Annotated in this window: 14 protein-coding genes; 4 read left to right on the plus strand and 10 right to left on the minus strand. The window is 74.3% G+C overall.

The genetic code is table 11. The features are described from left to right. Nucleotides 1-3 precede the first annotated feature (3 nt). Nucleotides 4-681 carry a murein hydrolase activator EnvC family protein gene (locus tag ACQEVZ_RS08575; protein ID WP_433363666.1) on the minus strand — a complete coding sequence of 226 codons (678 nt, stop codon included), beginning with the start codon at nt 679-681 and terminating at the stop codon, nt 4-6. Nucleotides 682-902: 221 nt separating this feature from the next. Between ACQEVZ_RS08575 and ACQEVZ_RS08580 the strand changes: the two genes are divergently transcribed. From ACQEVZ_RS08580 to ACQEVZ_RS08590, 3 genes are all read left to right on the plus strand, one after another. Then, nucleotides 903-2,291, plus strand: a complete 1,389-nt coding sequence (locus tag ACQEVZ_RS08580; protein ID WP_354900105.1) for a cellulase family glycosylhydrolase — start codon at nt 903-905, stop codon at nt 2,289-2,291. A gap of 276 nt (nt 2,292-2,567) precedes the next feature. Beyond that, nucleotides 2,568-2,750 (plus strand): hypothetical protein, encoded by a 183-nt coding sequence (locus tag ACQEVZ_RS08585; RefSeq protein WP_344512704.1) that lies wholly within the window; start codon nt 2,568-2,570, stop codon nt 2,748-2,750. A gap of 64 nt (nt 2,751-2,814) precedes the next feature. After that, complete coding sequence (locus ACQEVZ_RS08590) at nt 2,815-4,269, plus strand: protein adenylyltransferase SelO (RefSeq protein ID WP_433363670.1); 1,455 nt, start codon at nt 2,815-2,817, stop codon at nt 4,267-4,269. Nucleotides 4,270-4,272: 3 nt separating this feature from the next. Here ACQEVZ_RS08590 and ACQEVZ_RS08595 read toward each other — a convergent pair whose 3' ends face one another. The 9 genes from ACQEVZ_RS08595 to ACQEVZ_RS08635 all read right to left on the minus strand — a co-directional run bounded on the left by ACQEVZ_RS08595 (nt 4,273) and on the right by ACQEVZ_RS08635 (nt 14,009). Further along, nucleotides 4,273-5,187 carry a DUF3500 domain-containing protein gene (locus ACQEVZ_RS08595; RefSeq protein WP_433363673.1) on the minus strand — a complete coding sequence of 305 codons (915 nt, stop codon included), beginning with the start codon at nt 5,185-5,187 and terminating at the stop codon, nt 4,273-4,275. Next, nucleotides 5,184-5,867: a ribonuclease HII gene (locus ACQEVZ_RS08600; protein ID WP_354900111.1), complete on the minus strand. Its 684-nt coding sequence runs from the start codon at nt 5,865-5,867 to the stop codon at nt 5,184-5,186. Before ACQEVZ_RS08600 ends, ACQEVZ_RS08595 begins: the two co-directional genes overlap by 4 nt. Nucleotides 5,868-5,934: 67 nt before the next feature. Then, nucleotides 5,935-6,828 carry a hypothetical protein gene (locus ACQEVZ_RS08605; RefSeq protein WP_433363676.1) on the minus strand — a complete coding sequence of 298 codons (894 nt, stop codon included), beginning with the start codon at nt 6,826-6,828 and terminating at the stop codon, nt 5,935-5,937. A 58-nt stretch (nt 6,829-6,886) separates the two neighbouring features. Further along, a complete protein-coding gene (locus ACQEVZ_RS08610) occupies nt 6,887-8,140 on the minus strand; it encodes a Dyp-type peroxidase (RefSeq protein ID WP_433363679.1) in 1,254 nt (417 codons plus the stop codon). After that, nucleotides 8,140-9,162 (minus strand): hypothetical protein, encoded by a 1,023-nt coding sequence (locus ACQEVZ_RS08615; RefSeq protein ID WP_433363682.1) that lies wholly within the window; start codon nt 9,160-9,162, stop codon nt 8,140-8,142. The genes ACQEVZ_RS08610 and ACQEVZ_RS08615 overlap by 1 nt, the downstream gene beginning before the upstream one ends. A gap of 188 nt (nt 9,163-9,350) precedes the next feature. After that, a complete protein-coding gene (locus ACQEVZ_RS08620) occupies nt 9,351-9,704 on the minus strand; it encodes a DUF6223 family protein (RefSeq protein ID WP_433363685.1) in 354 nt (117 codons plus the stop codon). 142 nt (nt 9,705-9,846) lie between these two features. Next, complete coding sequence (locus ACQEVZ_RS08625) at nt 9,847-12,615, minus strand: putative bifunctional diguanylate cyclase/phosphodiesterase (protein WP_433363688.1); 2,769 nt, start codon at nt 12,613-12,615, stop codon at nt 9,847-9,849. A gap of 115 nt (nt 12,616-12,730) precedes the next feature. After that, complete coding sequence (locus ACQEVZ_RS08630) at nt 12,731-13,504, minus strand: DUF4232 domain-containing protein (RefSeq protein WP_433363691.1); 774 nt, start codon at nt 13,502-13,504, stop codon at nt 12,731-12,733. Next, a complete protein-coding gene (locus tag ACQEVZ_RS08635) occupies nt 13,497-14,009 on the minus strand; it encodes an RNA polymerase sigma factor (RefSeq protein WP_433363694.1) in 513 nt (170 codons plus the stop codon). The genes ACQEVZ_RS08630 and ACQEVZ_RS08635 overlap by 8 nt, the downstream gene beginning before the upstream one ends. Before the next feature lie 148 nt (nt 14,010-14,157). Between ACQEVZ_RS08635 and ACQEVZ_RS08640 the strand changes: the two genes are divergently transcribed. Then, complete coding sequence (locus ACQEVZ_RS08640) at nt 14,158-16,233, plus strand: hypothetical protein (RefSeq protein WP_433363697.1); 2,076 nt, start codon at nt 14,158-14,160, stop codon at nt 16,231-16,233. The last annotated feature ends 84 nt before the right edge of the window (nt 16,234-16,317 follow it).

Consider the following 16,317-nt stretch of genomic DNA (forward strand, 5'->3'; position numbering starts at 1 on the left):
GCGTCAGCAGTTGCGGCTGGTCCGGTTCTGGGGCGGGGAGACCGGGCCGGCCGTGCGGAGGGGGCCGGTGCCGGCGCTGCCGTCGCTGGTGATGCCCGAGGGGACGCCGTCGAAGACGGACTCGACCTTGTCGGCGTTGCCGCGGGTATGGCGGGGGTCCCGGGTGTCGTCGTGCTGCTCGTAGTGCAGGTGCTCGATGCTGGTGGAGCCGGTCCTGCCGACGTGGCCGAGCAGCTGCCCCCGCGGCACCACCTGGCCCTGCTTCACCTCCGGCCAGGTCTGCAGGTGACCGTACGAGGTGAACCAGCCGCCGCCGTGGTCGATGATCACGCCGAAGCCGAGGCCGCCGCGGGTGCCGACGGTGCCGGGCGCGGCCGGCGCGCCGCCCTCGAGGGTCGCCTGCCAGCCGGCCCAGGCGACGGTGCCGGCGGCCGAGGCGAGGACCGCCCGGCCGCCGCTGGGGCCGCCGTTGTAGAAGAAGTCGATGTCGTAGTCGTCGTGGCCCGCATACGTGGTCAGGCTCCACGACTCCCCGCATGGGAACGGCAGCTGGAACGCGGGCCGCGGCCCCGGCTTCTGCGGGTGCCCCTCGGCGCGCCGCGCCAGCGTCACCCAGGACACGATCACGCAGGCGACGATGACGCCCAGCACCGTCAGCCGATAGATCCCCCGCGCGCTCACCGGCACCCAATGTACCTGTTCGCGGCGACGCCCCGTCCCGGGACAACGCGTGAAACGTACACGGTTTGTCCCACCCGGGAGTGACCGCGCCGTCCGCGTCCGTACCAGCGCAAACACCGCCGCCGCGAAGGCCGCCGCGGGGCTCGTGCGCGTTGACAGCCGTCGACGGCCGAACCTAGTGTCCGGCCCGCCCAGCTCCCATCGATGTCTCGAGGTAGGCCATGAGGAGAAGACTCAGCGTTCTCGGCGGCGCGCTGCTGCTCGCCGTCACCGCGTCGGTGGTGATGTTCATGCAGCCCGCGTCCGCCGCGGTCGGCCTGCACATCAGCGGCCGCAACATCGTGGAGGCCAACGGCCAGAACCTGATCATGCGCGGGGTCAACCACCCGCACGTGTGGTACACCGGCCAGACGTCCTCGTTCGCGGCCATCAAGGCCGCCGGCGCCAACACGATCCGGGTGGTGCTGGGCACCGGCAAGCGCTGGGGCCCCTCCAACGACGTGCCCGCGGTCATCAGCCTGTGCAAGCAGAACAAGCTGATCTGCGTCCTCGAGGTCCACGACACCACCGGCTACGGCGAGGAGGGCGCGGCCGCGTCGCTGGACGAGGCCGCCAACTACTGGATCAGCCAGAAGGCGAACCTGGTCGGCCAGGAGAACTACGTCGTCATCAACATCGGCAACGAGCCGATCGGCAACACCAACCCCGCGCAGTGGACCGCCGCCACCGCCGCCGCGATCCAGAAGCTGCGCAGCAACGGCTTCGAGCACCTCATCATGGTCGACGCCCCGAACTGGGGCCAGGACTGGCAGAACGTCATGCGTGACACGGGCCAGACCGTGCTGGACGCGGACACCAAGCACAACACGGTGCTGTCGATCCACATGTACGCCGTGTACGCCAACGCCGCCACGATCGTCGCCTACTTCGACGCGTTCAAGAACAAGGGCTGGCCGCTCGTCGTCGGCGAGTTCGGCTGGAAGTTCAACTCCGGCGAGGTCGACCACGAGACGATCCTGTCCGAGGCGCAGGCCCGCGGGCTGGGCTGGATCGCCTGGTCGTGGAGCGGCAACAGCGACCCGATCCTCGACATGACGGTCAACTTCAACCCGGCGCAGCTGACCACGTTCGGCGACCGGATCGTCAACGGCGCCAACGGCCTGAAGGCGACCTCCCGCGAGGCGTCGATCTACAGTGGACAGACCACGTCGCCGTCCGCGTCGGTCTCCCCGTCGGGGTCGCGCAGCCCGTCCGCGTCGCCGTCGGCGTCGCGCAGCCCGTCGTCCTCGCCGCCGCCGCCCGGTGGCAAGACCTGCACCGCCAGCTACGCGATCGTCGGCCAGTGGCCCGGCGGGTTCCAGGCCGAGGTCCGCGTCACCGCCGGCGGCTCGGCGATCTCCGGATGGACGGTCGGCTGGTCCTACGCCAACGGCCAGACCGTCACGAACGGCTGGAGCGCGACGATCACCAGCTCCGGCGCGGCCGTGACCGCCCGCAACGTCAGCTACAACGGCTCCGTCGGCGCCGGCGCGAGCACGTCGTTCGGCTTCCTCGGCACCTGGAACGGCACGAACGCCGTCCCGTCCCCGCTCACCTGCACGGCCAGCTGACCTGTTTCGTTCACCCGCCGGCCGGACCTTCCTGGTCCGGCCGGCGTTCTCATGCGCTGAGCATCTTCTGGACGGCCTGGCGGGTGACACCCATCTCGCGGGCGATGTCGGCCTGAGAGTGTCCGTTTCTGATCAGCTGCTGGAGGATCTCCCGCGCTCTGCGTCCTGCTGCCACCACGGCCGGCCCCGGACAGCACGGCCGGCCAGGCGCGTGACCGGGTGACCACCCGCGGCGCTTGACGGGCGGAGGCGCCGTCCGTGCCCAATACTGACGGAATGGCGAATCCGGATCTTGACCCCGAGGAGTACCCGCCGATCGACCCTCGGGAGCCCGTGCCCGACGACCCGGGTGAGCTGCTGCCCGGGAGGCCCGGCGGGCTGCCGGAGGCCCCGGCGGAGCCGATGCCCGGCGACGACGAGGGCGGCGCCGACCCCGGTGGCGTGCGCGAACCCGCGTAAGGGCCGGCGTGACCGGGAACACGGCTGAGCGGATCACCCGCCGGTGGGACGTACTCTCGACCGGGTGAGCATCGCAACGGCCGTCACCCTCGGCAACCGCTTCGCCCGTGAGCTGCCCGAGATGGCGGTGCCGTGGCAGGCCGAGCAGTTCCCCGAGCCGCGGCTGCTCGTGCTCGACGAGGCCCTGGCCGCCGACCTGGGCCTCGACCCGGCGTGGCTGCGCTCACCCGACGGCGTCCGGCTGCTGGTCGGCGCGGCCGTGCCCGACGGCGCCACGCCCGTCGCGCAGGCCTACGCCGGGCACCAGTTCGGCGGGTTCAACCCGCGGCTCGGCGACGGCCGGGCGCTGCTGCTGGGCGAGATCGACGCCGGCGGGCGGCTCCGCGACCTGCACCTGAAGGGCTCTGGCAGGACCCCGTTCGCCCGCGGCGGCGACGGGCTCGCCGTGGTCGGGCCGATGCTGCGCGAGCACGTGGTCAGCGGGGCCATGCACGCGCTCGGCATCCCCACGACCCGCTCGCTCGCCGTCACCGCGACCGGCCGCCCCGTCCGCCGGGAGGCGATGCTGCCCGGTGCCGTCCTCGCCCGGGTGGCGGCCAGTCACCTGCGGGTGGGCAGCTTCCAGTACGCCACCGTCACCGGCGACACCGGCCTGCTGCGGCGCCTCGCCGACCACGCGATCGCCCGCCACCACCCGGCCGCGGCCGACGCCGAGCAGCCCTACCTCGCGCTGTTCGAGGCGGTCGTCGCGGCACAGGCCGACCTCGTCGCACGGTGGATGCTCGTCGGGTTCGTGCACGGCGTCATGAACACCGACAACATGACGATCTCCGGCGAGACCATCGACTACGGGCCGTGCGCGTTCATGGACGCCTACGACCCGGCGACGGTCTACAGCTCGATCGACCACGGCGGCCGGTACGCCTACGGCAACCAGCCGGTCGTCGCGGAGTGGAACCTCGCCCGGCTCGCCGAGGCGATGCTGCCGCTGTTCGACGAGGTGCAGGACCGCGCCGTCGAGCTGGCCGTGGCCGCCCTCGGGGAATTCCGCCGCCGGCACGACGCCGCCTGGTCCGCCGGCATGCGCGCCAAGCTCGGCCTGCCGGCGGGACTCGCCGACGACGTGGCCGCGCCGCTGGTCGAGGACCTGCTCACGCTGCTGCAGACCAAGGGCGTCGACTACACGTCGGCCTTCCGCGCCCTCGCCGCGGCCGCCCGCGGCGACGCCGGCCGGTTCCGCGGCCTCCTGCCCGACCCTCTCGCCGGCGCGTGGCTGGCGCGGTGGCAGGCGCTCGCCCCCGACGCCGACGCCATGGACCGCGTCAACCCGGTCTACATCCCCCGCAACCACCTCGTCGAGGCGGCGCTGGCCGCCGCGACCGGCGGTGACCTGGCGCCGCTCACCGAGCTCGTCGAGGTCCTCGCCGACCCGTACACCGAGCGGCCCGGCCTGGAGCGCTACGCCGCTCCCGCGCCCGAGGGCTTCGGCGCCTCGTTCCAGACCTTCTGCGGCACCTGAGCCCTACGGGGCGTGCCAGTCGGCCCGGTGCTCGGCGAGGACGTCGGCGCCGAAGTCCGAGTCGGGGCGGCGCAGCACGGTGTGGGCGTGGTTGAGGTCGTCGGCGGTGTTGTCGTATTCGATGAGCAGGTCGGGGCCCTGCACGCGATAGTAGTGCCGGCCGGTGCGCCCGGTCGCGCCCTCCCACGCGAACGACAGCCGGTCCCGGTCCACGGCCGGCGCGACGTCCTCCGGCAGCCGGTCCAGGTACACGGCGACGAGCTCGTCCAGCAGCAGCCGCGCCGGATCGGGCAGCTCGACCGCCGGGACGCCTTCCGGCACCGGTGGGACCGCCGCCCGCGGTCCACTGTGGATGTCCGGCGGCGCCGCCGGCCGCAGCACGACGCGCGGCAGGAGATCCCGCGGGACCGCGTCCAGCACCGCCCAGCCGAGCTCCTCCTCCGGCGCGAGCGGCCGCACCACGGGCCGGCCGCGATACCAGGTGCCGAGCGGGTTCGCACCGAGGAACACCGGCGCCGGCGAGACCGTGTCGCCGTCGAGCGTCATCGTCACCGACAGGTGATGCCCCTCGAACCGCCAGCCCCAGCGCCCGGCGACGTCCGGCGTGCCGAACACGACGATCGTGTAGTCGTTGCTGTGCCGGCCACGCCGGTACCCTTCCTCGCGGTCGAGCACCTCCTCGAGCGCGAGGATCACGGTCGCCTGCGCGAACGCGTGCGGGCGCAGCCCCGTGGCGAGCAGCCGGTGCGCCGCCTTGCGCCCCTCCGGGTCCAGCGCGCCGAGGCTCACGCCCGGCCGTGGCCGCGGCCGGTACTCGATCCAGCGCCGGTGCGCGTCGTCCTCGAACGGCAGCCCCACCTTCGGTGCGAGTGCCAGGAGCGCGGCCGCCTCGGCCCTCATCGCCGCAGCTGTCGTCATGCTCCCGTTGTACCAGCCGCCATCCGCCACGACCTGCGGTGGTGGACACTCAGCCCGTGCGCCGCGACCCCGTCGACGTGCTCGGCCGCACCCCCGTACCCCGCGTTGCGCTCCCACCCGTACTGCGGGAACTCGGCCGAGAGCGCCGCCATGTACAGGTCCCGGTGCGACTTCGCCAGGATCGACGCCGCCGCGACGACCGCGCACCGCGCGTCGCCCTTCACCTCGGTGCGCACCGGCGGGATGCTGCGCTCCGGGCAGAACAGCGTCTCCTCCATCGGGTCGCTGAGGTAGTCGTGCGCCCCGTCGAGAATGATCACGTCGGGGTGCTCCGGCAGCGCCGCGAGGGCCCGCCACCCCGCCTTCCGCAGTGCCGCCGTCACCCCGAGCTCGTCGACCTCCTCGGCGCTGGCCTCCCCCACCGCCCAGTGCCGCACCCACTCCCGCACGACGGGCACCATCCGCTCCCGCTGCGCCTCCGACAGGAACTTCGAGTCGGCCAGCCCCTCCGGCACGGGCGGGCAGTCCCCGGCGACCACCGCGATCCCGACGGCGATCGGCCCGGCCCACGCCCCACGCCCGACCTCGTCCATCCCGGCGACCGTCAGGTGCCCGCGCCCCCACAGCGCGCCCTCCACGTCGAGGGTCGGGGTCACCCTGCGGGTCACTCGTGCGGCCACGGCGCGGCTCCTCGTACGACGGCGATCGGGTGCCCCAGTCAACCAGACGCCACCGAGCCCGCCCCGCTCAGGACGAGACGCCGGACGGGCCGGAGCCGCGGCTCGGCGGTGCCACGCGCAGCCCTTCGAGCTCGCCGGGCCGCCACACCACCGGCTCGACGACCACGCCGGTCAGCGCCGCCCACGCCCCGACGTCCGTGGCGACCCGCGCACTGCCGGCGGGACGTGCCTCGTCCTCGTACCACTCCTGCATCGCCCTCCCGGTCGCCTCCCGCCAGGCGATCCACAGGTACGGATCCCGGCCGCGCCGCTCCCCGATCATCTTCTGCACCTGCCGGGCCGTCAGGTCACGGACGACCGCACCGCGCTCGTCACCGTCGCCGCGCTCGACGGCGGGCAGCCAGATCAACACCCGGCGGTGGCCGCCGTGGTCCCCGATCCGGTAGGTCCAGACGGCGCCGCCGGCGCCTGCCCGCACCGCCGCGACCCGCTCCGCCCGCGACCGCTCCTCCCGCTCCCGCTCCTCCCGCGCCCAGCGCTCCCGCCACGCCACGATGTGGTCGGTGAGGTCGCCGGCCTCATCCCGGAAGGCGCGGTAGGCCGCCCGCACCTCGACCTCCAGCGCCGCCTTCCGCACCTCGTAGTCCCGGTGCAACCGGTCGCGGCGGAGTTCCCACCACACTCCCTGCCAGGCCTGGTCCGGCCGGTGCAGCTGCCGCCGCGCCGCCCGGTCCCGCTCCTCCACCGACCTCAGGGCGGCGAGCGCCGCCTCGGTCGCCGCCCGCCACCGCGACGCGTCCTCCGCCGGCGCCGGGACCTGCCCGTCGTCGGAGCCGGACGGCCGGTTCCCGGGGCTGACGCAGTAGAGCTGCCCGGCCGCCTCGATTTCGGCGTCGTGCAGGTGCAGCACGTACGTCCCGACCGCCATCCTCAGTGTCCGATACCAGACGTCGACGTCCATCGACCCATTCTCGCGGAAGGGCATCGATCGGGGCGAGCGGGTGCCGGTCCCCGCCCGGCTACCTGAGCAGCCGCTCGCCGACCCAGCCGCCGGGGTCGCAGCCGGGCGGGACGGCGAAGACCGCGGACCCGATCGGGGTGATCCACTCGTTCATCAGGTCGGCCTCGGCGAGCCTGCGCTGGATGGGGACGAACTGCTCGCCGACGTCGCGCTGGAACGAGGCGAAGACGAGCCCGCTGTCGGCGGTGCCGTCCGGGGCGGGCGGCTCGTCGTAGTTGTACGCGCGGCGGAAGATCCGCAGCCGGTCCGAGCCCACCTGGGCGCGGGCGATGTGCGAGAGCTCCGGGATGACCGGGCGCCCGTGCGCGTCCTTCGCGGTGAGGTCCGGCTCGTCCAGCTCGTGCCGCCCGGTGAGCGGCGCGCCGTCGGACAGCCGCCGGCCGACGGCGGACTCCTTGCCTGCGGTGCCGGTGGCGTCCCACGCCTCCAGCTCCGCGCGGATCCGGCGCACCACCACCGTCGTCCCGCCGTGCAGCCAGGCCGGTCCGGCGTCGGTCCAGACCGCGCCCGCGAAGGCCGGGGTGCCCGGAGCCGGGTTGCCGGTGCCGTCGAGCTGGCCGAGGACGTTGCGCTGGGTCACCCCGTCGCCCTGCATGCCGCGACCGCGGCGGAACCCGCGCTGCACCCATCGTACGGTGGCGAACGACCGCGCGTCCTTCACCAGCATGCGCTGCGCGTGGGCGACGGTCAGCGGGTCGTCGGCGCAGAGCTGCAGCAGCACGTCGCCGCCGCTCCACCGCTCCTGCAGCCGGTCGATGCCGAACGCGGGCAGCTGCTCCAGCGACGCCGGCCGCCGCCCGGCGAGGCCGGCGACGTCGAACAGCCGCGGCCCGAACCCGAACGTGACGGTCAGCCGGGACGGCAGGTGCGCCAGCTCCGGCTGGCCGTCCGCGAGCGGCGCGCGGCCCTGGGTCAGCCGCGCCGCGGCGTCGGTGAGCAGCAGCATCATCCGGCGCAGCGCCGCCCGGTCCACGCCGCCGGCGAGATCGAGCGCGACGAACGCGGCGTGCGCCTGCGCCGGCGTCTCCACACCCGCCTGGTGCGCGCCGTAGAACGGCACCATCAGCCCGCCCAGCTCCGCGGCCGGCGCGGGCGCCGGGCCGGGCCCGTCGCCGGTGCTGCCGCGCACGGCCGCCACGCCGGCGGCGACCACCCCTCCCGCGGCCAGCGCGCCACCGGCCAGCAGGGCACGCCTGCTGAGCGGCCCTCCGGCCGGCTCCGCCGGACGGTCGCCCGGTGTGGGCCGCTCCATCACCGGGCGGTGCAGGTGACGCCGTTGCCGGCGACGGTGCGGGAGCCGCTGGGGCCGGGCTGCGGCTGGATGACGCCGTTGGTGACGTTGTCCTTGACGATGCGGGACAGGTCGATGCTGCGGGCGACCTTGAACGCGGTGGCGTCGTCGGGCTCGCACAGGAACCGCTGGTACTGGCCGACCTGCCCCCAGTCGACGTCGGCGACGGCGAGGGCGCCGGGCCGGCCGGGCGGCGCGTCCGACAGCTGCACGGTCGGCCCGGCACCGGACGCCGGCTTCCAGTCCTCGATGGTGACCTTCCGGCCCAGCTGCGGCGACTGGTACCCGCCGGTCATCGTGCGCTGGTAGCCGAGCTTGCCGAGCTCGGCGACGACTGGGTCGGCCGAGCCTGCGCCACCGGTGCCGGTGCCGGTGGGCGCCGCCGTGTTCCCCGCGGGCGACCGGCCGGCGGCCGTGTCGGGGAAGTGCACCTCGGTGCCGTAGACGGACCGCATCGCCGCCGCGGCGAGGCGCAGGAACGCCGGGCGGCGCTCCGCCGGGACGTCGAGCCCGGCCTGGTGGCCGCCGGTGTCGGAGAGCCAGACGACGAGGTACGTGCTGCCCCGCTCGACGATGAGCGTCCCGGTCTCGGCCTGGCCGGTGCTGGTCTTGTCGACGCAGCGCACGCCCCCGCCCGCGGTGCACCGCTGGGGTTCGGGCGCCGCCGCGTACAGCTGCTCGAACGTGGCCGCGTGCGTGCCGCCCGCGACGCCGACGGAGACCCGCCTGCCGTCGGCGGCGGTCCACACCGCGACGCCGAGCATGCCCGCCGTGGAGTCCGCCGCGCAGGGCCGGTGCCCGGCGGGCGCCCCGCCGAGCACCTCGTCGGGCTGGAGCCGCTCGATCGGGCCGCACACGTCCTGCGGCGCGCCCGCCTCGGACCGTCCGCCCGCCGGGTCGTCGGCGCATCCGGCCGACACGGCGAGCAGCACGGCGGTGGCGATCGTCGCGAGTCGCTTCAGGGCGGGCTCCTTCGTGGTCACAGTTGATCTGTAACCAGCCGCCCCGATCCTGGTCAATACCCGTGGCGGCGATTCCACCGGCCCGCTGACACGCACCTGCCCGATCGTCGCGCCCCGCCGGCCCGTTCGAGCGCGCACCACCCGCGTCCGGTCCGAGTGGTCAGGTCCCGCCGGACGGACCTCCGTCGAGCCCGCACGGCGGCTCGGTGTCAGCCGGTGCGGCGGGAACGGGTGCGGCGCAGGGCCAGCCCGCCGAGGACGGCGGCGGTCAGGCCGAGGACGATGGCGACGACGCCGCCGGCCAGGCCGTTGCCGGTGCCCACGCCGCCGTCGGCGGTCGCGACGACGACGGTGCCGAGGACCACCGCGAACGCGCCCAGGACGGGCGCGGCGAGGGTCCAGCGCAGCAGGTTGCCGGGGTCATCGGCGCGCGAGGTGCGGTTCAGGGTCGCGGCGCCGATGGCGATGCCGAGCAGGGCGATCACGCCGGCCAGGATCGCCGTGCCACGGCCGGCGCTCATCATGGCCACGGTGGCCGCCGTTGGGTCGACGGAAGCGAGCATTGGAGGGCTCCTCTCGAGCGCATGTGGGAGGTACATGCGACACGGTAGGAACCGGAGGGGGCCGCGGTCGTCGTGCGCAGGGCGCGACCGGCTACGACCGGCGGCGTAGTCCGCGGCGGGCGGGCTACGGCGGGCGTTGCGCTCAGTGGGCGGCGACGGTCGGCGTGCCGGCGGCCAGCAGCGCGTCGATGGCCTCCGCGGGCTGTGGCTTCGCGAAGTGGTAGCCCTGGCCGTGGGGGTAGCCGAGCTCGCGCAGCCGCTGGGCCTGCGCCGGTGTCTCGATGCCCTCGGCGACGGCGTCGAGACGCAGCGCGCGGGCCATCTGGATGACGGCGGCGGCGACCGTACGACCGTCGGGGGCCGTACAGGTGCCGGTGAAGGCCCGGTCGAGCTTGATCTCGTCGACGGGGCAGGTCTGCAGGGTGCTGAGGCTGGAGTGGCCGGTGCCGAAGTCGTCGAGCGAGATGCGCACCCCGAGCGCGCGCAGGGCGTGCACGGACTGGACGCAGGAGGGGTGCAGGGTGGCGGTCTCCGTGATCTCGACGGTGAGCCGGTGCGGGGCGAGGCCGGACGCCGCCAGCAGCCGCGCCACCTCGGCGGCGAAGTCGGCCTCCTGCAGCTGGCGGGCCGAGACGTTGACGCTCATCCGTGGGGCGGCGTCGCCGTACAGCTGATGCCAGCGCACCGCCTGACGGCAGGTCTGCGCGAGAATCCACCGGCCGAGGGGCACGATGAGACCGGACGCCTCGGCCACGGGGATGAAGTCGCCCGGGGAGACCGTGCCGAGGTCCGGGTGCTCCCAGCGGACCAGCGCCTCGACCATGACCGGGACCACGGCCGGGGCCGCGCCCGGGTCAGTGCCCGGGTCCAATGCGGCGGCGGCCCCGGCGAGCGCCACGATCGGCTGGTACACGACGGAGAACCGCTCCTCGTCGATACCGGTGCGCAGGTCGCGTTCGAGCGTGGCGCGGGCCTGGACCTGGACGTCCAGCGGCGCGGCGTAGTCGACGTGGCGGATGCGGGGGCCGTCGCGGTCGGCCTTCGCCGCGTACATCGCGACGTCGGCGCGGCGCAGCAGCTCCTGGGGCGTGGCGGCGACGGTGCCGAGCGCCACGCCGATGCTGGCGGCCAGCCGCAGCCGGTGGCCGTCGACGTGGACGGGCTCCTCGAACGCGGCGGCGATGCGGGCGATGACCGCGAGGGCGGCCTCGTCGTCGGCGTGCTCCAGCAGCACCGCGAACTCGTCGCCGCCCAGCCTGGCGACGGTGTCGGCGCGCCGGACCGCGCCGCGGAGGCGGTTGGCGGCGGCGATCAGCAGCGCGTCGCCGACGGCGTGGCCCAGGGTGTCGTTGACGGTCTTGAACTCGTTGAGGTCGATGAGCAGCACGCGGAGCCGCTCGGGCGGGCCGGCGGCGAGCGCCTCGGAGACCCGTTCGCCGAAGAGGCTGCGGTTGGCGAGGTCGGTGAGCGCGTCGTGGCTGGCCTGGTGGCTCAGCCGCTGCTGGAAGTCCCGGGCGTCGGTGATGTCGCGGGAGTTGCAGACGATGCCGGCGACGCCGGGGTCGTGCAGGAGGTTCGCCATCGTGATCTCGGCCCAGCGCCAGCTGCCGTCGGCGTGCGCGAGCCGGGCCTGGAAGACGGCCGGGGCCCCCGGGTCGTCGATGACGCGTTGGTACGCCGTGAGCACGAGGTCCACGTCGTCGACGTAGAGCATGTCGGCGGCGGGCCGGCCCGGCCACTGCTCGGCCGGGAGCCCGAGCAGGCGGGTCGCGCCGGGGCTGACGTAGGTCAGGACGCCGTCGGCGTCGGTGACGGTGATGAGGTCGGAGGCGTTCTGCACGAGGGAGCGGAAGCGGCGCTCCCGGTCGCCGAGCTCGACCATGCCCGCGTCGAGCCGGGCGACGAGCCGGGCGTTGTCCTGGAACGTGAGCATCTGCCGGGCGATGACCAGCACGGCGAGGATCACCACGCCGACGGCGGCACCGAGCCGCTCGCCGGGGTCGTCGGAGGACATGACGAACAGCAGCAGCACGTTGCTGGCGGCGACGGCCACGTACGGCATGACGCTGAACGGCCGGCGGCGCCCTCCCGTGACCGCCGGGTCCGGCGCGGTCCGGCCGCGGCGCTCCAGGCGGGCGGCGAACACGGCGAACAGGCAGCTCAGCGGCACCGCGAGCTGGCTCGGGCTGGGTGCGCCGGGCGGCAGCAGCGCCTCCGGCGCCGACGCGAGCGCCCCGACGACGATCGCGAGGCCGAACCACTGCAGCGCGGCCTTGTCGACGGTCGACGTGCCGGTCAGCGCCACCTTCACGATCGCGAACAGTGCCAGCATCGACACGACCAGCGTGACCAGCCCCGTGACGAACGCGGCCTGGTTGCCGCTGTCGCGCTCCAGCGACGGGCGCAGCCAGAACTGCCACAGGAACAGCCCGCCGGCGACGACGACCGTGCACGCGTCGAGCAGGAACGTGACCCGCCGCCGGCCGCGCTCCAGCCCGAGCGGCAGCCGTAGCAGCGCCCACCCTTCCAGCAGCACCGCGACCAGGTAGATCGCGCCGTCCACCGGGCCGATGCTGCCCCGCGGCTCGTTGATCGCCTGGATCCCGCGGACCACGGAGCCGACACCCACGAGGAGGGTGCCGGCGCCCATGAACCGCCAGAACCGGGCCGCGGCCGGGTTCACCCGCGGGCCGGTGCCGACGGTCCAGAGCGCGGCGCCGGCCAGCGCGGCGGAGCACAGGTTCGGCACCCAGCCGAGCGCTGGGGAGGCGACCGGGCCCTGCACGTTGACCGCGAACCACACCCACGCGATCAGGACAATCCCGGTCTGAAGGGCGACATCGGCGCGAGAAGCCCCGAACACCGCGTCACGGAGCCGCGCCACCGGGCTCGGCTGTCCCGATCCCGTCATCTGCCGCCCGTCCTTCGACCCGCCCCGTCCCAGATGCTCATCGACCGCGACCCGCGGGACCTGAGCGACCGCCGCCTGCCGAGGCACCGTACCCTGCCCCGCCGCGTGTCCGCGACTATCCGGACGTCCCCGGGAACACCGGGCCGATCAGCATGCCGTTGACGCCGTCGGTCGAGCACACCTTCACCCGCCATGGCACGAACACGGACGCCGTCTCGTCGGGGACGTACACCCGGTACCCGGCCGCCTCGACAGGCTGGCACGTGTCCGGGTATGCACCTGATTGACCGGTTCGTACCTGAGCGTGGGCGCCCTGCCCCGGAGCGAGGTCGACCCGCACCGGGGTGGTGCCTTCCCGCTTCGCCGGCTCGTTGATCTGGGTGCCGGACGCCCCCGTCACGTATGACACGCCCGGGAACCCGTACAACGAGCACGTCCGGCCGGACGTGTTGGTGAAGACGAGCCAGGTGTACACGCCGCCCATCGCGCCGCCGCCGGGCGCGCTCATGGCGGTCACCCGCAGCTCGCCCGTCCGGCACCGCCCGGTCACCTGCTGCGTCGTCGCGCTGCCGGCGGGTGCGGAAGCACCGGTGCTGCCTGCCGCCGTCGGCCCGTCTGTCGGCGCTGTCGTCGGCGCCTCCGTCGGCCCTGCGGTCGGCCCTGCGGTCGGCGTCGACGCGGGCAGGTCCGGCGGCGGGGTCGCGTCCATGAACTGGTGCACGGCGCCCGCGGCGACCGCGACGGCGAGGGTCGCGGCGGCCACCCCGGCGACCGCCCGGCCGGCCCGCCGGCGCCGCGCGGACCGGGCGATGCGCGGATACGTGCCCGGCGGCGGAGCGAGGAACTCGACCTGCTGCTCGTCCAGCCAGGTCTCGAAACGGTCAGTCATCATTGTCACCCAACTCCACTCGAATGCGCGCCCGCGCCTGAAACAGATCCGACTTGACCGTCCCTTCCGCCCGGCCGACGATCGCCGCCACCTCCCGGATCGAGAACCCGGCGAGGTAGTGCAGCAGCACCGCGGTGCGCTGGTGCTCGGGCAGCGGCTCGAGCAGCCCCCGCAGGTCGCTGGCCCGGTCGGGCCGTCCGTCCGGGCCGTGGTCCTGCTCGGCCGCCACGAGGCTCAGCGCGCGCCGTTCCTTGCGGGTCCGCCGCCAGTGGTCCTTCAGCAGATTGACCGCCGTCTTGTACAGGTAGGCATGCGGCTCCTGCGCCGCAGACCACCGTGACATCAGGCGGGTGAACGCCTCGGCCGCGACGTCGTGCGCCGTGTCGTCGTCGCCGACCTGCCTGCGCACCCATCCCGCGAGCCGCGGATACTCGGCCGCGAAGAACTCCTGCCGGGCGTCCGTCTCGGCCACCGCCGGGCCCGCCTCCCACATCGTCATTGACATCTGTCTCCCCACCATCCGGTCATGCACCCTAAGACGCCGCGATCGCCGTCCGGTTGGAGCGGACCGAGGCGGGAACCCGACAGCGGTGGGCCGCCGGCACCGCAAACGCCTTTGACCGTGGTGCCGCGGGTGCGGGACCCTCACGGGCGTGCAACGAGTCCTGATCGCCCGCGACCTCATCGCCATGCCCGCACCGGCGGCGCGGACCGCCCCGGCGGCGGCGCTCGCGACCGTGACCGCGAACATCGCCCACTACGGCTTCGCGCTGTCCGCCCGCGCGTACACCATGCTGAGCGTGACAGGCGAGGACGAACTGCGGCAGTGGTGGGCCGGCGTCGAGCCGGTGCTCGCCGCGCTGACCGGTGACGACAAGCGCATGGCCGACTTCGTCGTCTACAGGAACTTCCCGGCCGAGGTCCTCGCCATGGACGAGGCGGAGTACTGGCTGCGGCAGATCCTCATGTACTGGGGGCTGCCCAACGAGCTGGTGACGCAGGAGGAGGCGACCCGGGCGCCGCTGCGGGACCTGCCCGCGCCGCGGGTGCTGCACCCGGCCGACGACGCCGCGCTGCCACGGATCCTCGCCGGGCTGCACGCGCTGCCGGCGCGCTGGACCGACGACCAGTGGCGCGACGTCACCGACCTCACCGAGGGGCCGGTCGACCTCGCCGGGGTGACCTTCGTGGAGAACCGGGTCCGGCTCGCCGTGCGACTGCTGGAGACCGGCGTCGAGGCGCGCGTCTCGACCGCGACCGACGTGCTGCGCCTCGCAGCCGCGCTCTCCGGCGGCGACCCCGGCCTGCGCGCCGCCCAGCGGCTGCGCCGCTTCACGCGGGCGGAGCGGCGGCACCTGCTCGGCATGCTGGAGAGCGCCCCACACCTGCTCGACGACGTCGCCCGGCGCCGGGAGCCCTTCAAGCGCCTGCTCTTCGCGCTGCACCCCGGCGACTACCGGGCCGCGTTCCCGCGGGTCGTGGCGGCGTACGACGCGCTGTACACCGGCCGCCCGGTGCGCGGGTTCGCCTCCGACGTGGAGCGGCTGCTCGCCACTCGCGACCCGGCCGTGGCGGGCCTGCTCGCCACCCGGCCGGGCGAGTACGCGCGCCGGCTGCGGCAGCTCCTCGTCACGTTCGGCGAGGCGCCCGGCGTCGAGACCGTCGTCCGGGACCTCACGACCCTGCGGCTGCTCCAGCTGCGGCGGCACCTGGAGACCGTCGACGCGCGGCAGTGGCGCATGTTCCCGCCGCGCGGCAACTGGTCGCGGGCGCAGGTCGTCGCGGCCGGCGGGGACCGGCTGCCGGCCGGCCCGCGCGACGCCGTGCTGGCCGCGATCGACGCCGAGCTGACCCGCCGCCTCGCCGGCACCGGGCCCGTGGCGCTGGACCCCGCGACGGAGAAGGTGAAGCTGCCGACGAACGACGCCGAGCTCGCACCGTACGGGCGCGGCACCGTCTTCGGCATCCCCGACGAGGTCCGGTTCGTGCGTAGCGCGTCCTACTGGGCGACGGGTCCCACGGTGGGCAACATCTGGTACGACAACAGCTGGAATTTCTTCGACGACGCCTGGCAGCCGGTCGGCGCCTGCTGCTGGGACCACAACCGGTTCGGCGACGCGGCGGTGTTCTCCGGCGACCCGACGAACTCCAAGGACCTCGACGGCCGCGCCTGCCAGCTCATCGACCTCTACCTCGACGAGCTCGCCGCCGCCGGCGTCCGCTACGCGGTGTGGAGCCTGCTGTGCTACTCCCGCCGCTCGTTCGAGTCCGCCAGCGACGTGCACGCCGCGCTGCAGTGGGGTTCGCAGCCGCAGGAGGGCAGGTTGTTCGAGCCGGGCCGCGTCCAGCTGTCGTTCCCGGTCCGCGGCGCCGGGCTGACGAAGTTCGTCGCCCACCTCGACCTGTCCCGCCGCGAGCTCGTGTACCTCGACGCGAACCTGCCCTCCCGCGTCCATTCGGCGTCGCTCAACGGGGCGCTGCTGGCCGGGATACTGCCGCCGTACGTCGAGTACCTGGCGAGCCTGCCGAGCGTGCACGACCTGTTCCGGCACGCCCCGGCGGCCGGGGACGGCATGCCGGTCCGCTACGACGACACGGACGCCGCCCTCACCGGCGGCCCCGCCTACGTCTTCCGACCGTCCAACCAGGACAGTCAATTCGATCCCGTGGATCTGGGGCAGGTGCTAGCATCGAAGGGCGAGGCCATGGTGGTCCTTCCTTCTCCTTAAGAATCGCCACGGCGATTTTTGCCAACCAGGGTCACCGCTATCCTCGCCTAAACCAATTGCGCGCCGCCACGGTGCGTTCCTACG

This window comes from Dactylosporangium sp. CA-152071 (assembly GCF_050936335.1).
GTDB classification, from domain to species: Bacteria; Actinomycetota; Actinomycetes; order Mycobacteriales; family Micromonosporaceae; genus Dactylosporangium; species Dactylosporangium maewongense.